At 59.8% G+C, this 1,168-nt stretch carries 1 protein-coding gene; it reads left to right on the forward strand.

The window, feature by feature from the left end:
* Window positions 1-1,149, forward strand: a 1,149-nt coding sequence (locus ABIB73_RS37520) for an IS110 family RNA-guided transposase (RefSeq protein ID WP_354232496.1), incomplete at its 5' end; no start/stop codon positions are given.
* Window positions 1,150-1,168 lie beyond the last annotated feature (19 nt).

A 1,168-nucleotide genomic window follows, 5' to 3' on the forward strand; every position in this document is an offset into this window, starting at 1 on the left:
TGGATTCCGATCTTTGAGCTTCTCGATGCACGAGGATTTGCCGTGTTTCTTGTCAACGCGCGCGATGCCAAGCACGTGCCGGGGCGCAAGACCGATGTCAGCGATGCGCAATGGCTGCAGCGGCTCCATTCGTTCGGATTGCTGCGGGCGAGTTTTCGGCCCAAAGGGCAGATTGCGGAGCTGCGAGCCTACGTGCGTCAGCGCGAACGTCTGCTGGAGTACGCCGCCTCACACATCCAGCATATGCAAAAAGCATTGACGGAGATGAATCTTCAACTCCACCACGTTGTGGCCGACATCACGGGCGCGACTGGCCTGCGCATCATTCGCGCGATCCTTGCCGGTGAGCGCGATCCTGAGACGCTGGCGTGCTTGCGCCACTACAGTTGCCATTCCAGTGTCGAGACGATCGCGAAGGCGCTCACCGGAAGCTACCGCGCGGAGCATCTGTTTGCACTCGATCAGGCACTCGCCCTTTACGACGCGTATCACGAGAAGGCATCTGCCTGCGATGCCCGAATCGAAGCTGTGTTGAAGGAACTCAGTATCCATAGGGATCATGATCATGGATCAGCGCCGCCGGTCTCGCGGCGTCGGAACAGAACCGATCAAGCGAACGCTCTGGCTTTCGACGTCCGCGCGTCGTTGCTTGCGCTGCTCGGAAAGGACGTCACCACCATCGACGGCCTCGGTCCTTACCTCTCGCTGAAGCTGATCGCAGAATGCGGCGACGACCTTACCTCGTGGCCAAGTGCAAAGCATTTTACCTCCTGGCTGGGGTTGGCACCGAGCAATAAGGTCTCCGGAGGCAAAATGCTCTCGTCCCGAACGCGCCGAGCCGGCGGCCGGGCCGCAGCTCTTCTGCGCCTTGCTGCCGTAACCGTCGGACGCACTGATACCGCACTCGGCGCCTTTTATAGAAGACTGTCGTCCCGCATTGGCAAGGCCAAAGCAGTCACCGCGACGGCCCGCAAGATAGCAGTCCTGTTCTATAACGCTGTGCGTCACGGAATGGACTACGTCGATCCCGGGGCCTCGTCCTATGAGACACGCTATCGGACGCGAGTGATCAACAATTTGCACCGACGTGCCAAGGCATTCGGCTTTGTCCTGCACCCCTTGGAACCGGGAGCTGGTGCCGTTTCTTAGGAATCGTTCTCCAGCGTCA

It is taken from the genome of Bradyrhizobium sp. F1.4.3, from assembly GCF_040548375.1.
Taxonomy (GTDB): Bacteria; Pseudomonadota; Alphaproteobacteria; order Rhizobiales; family Xanthobacteraceae; genus Bradyrhizobium.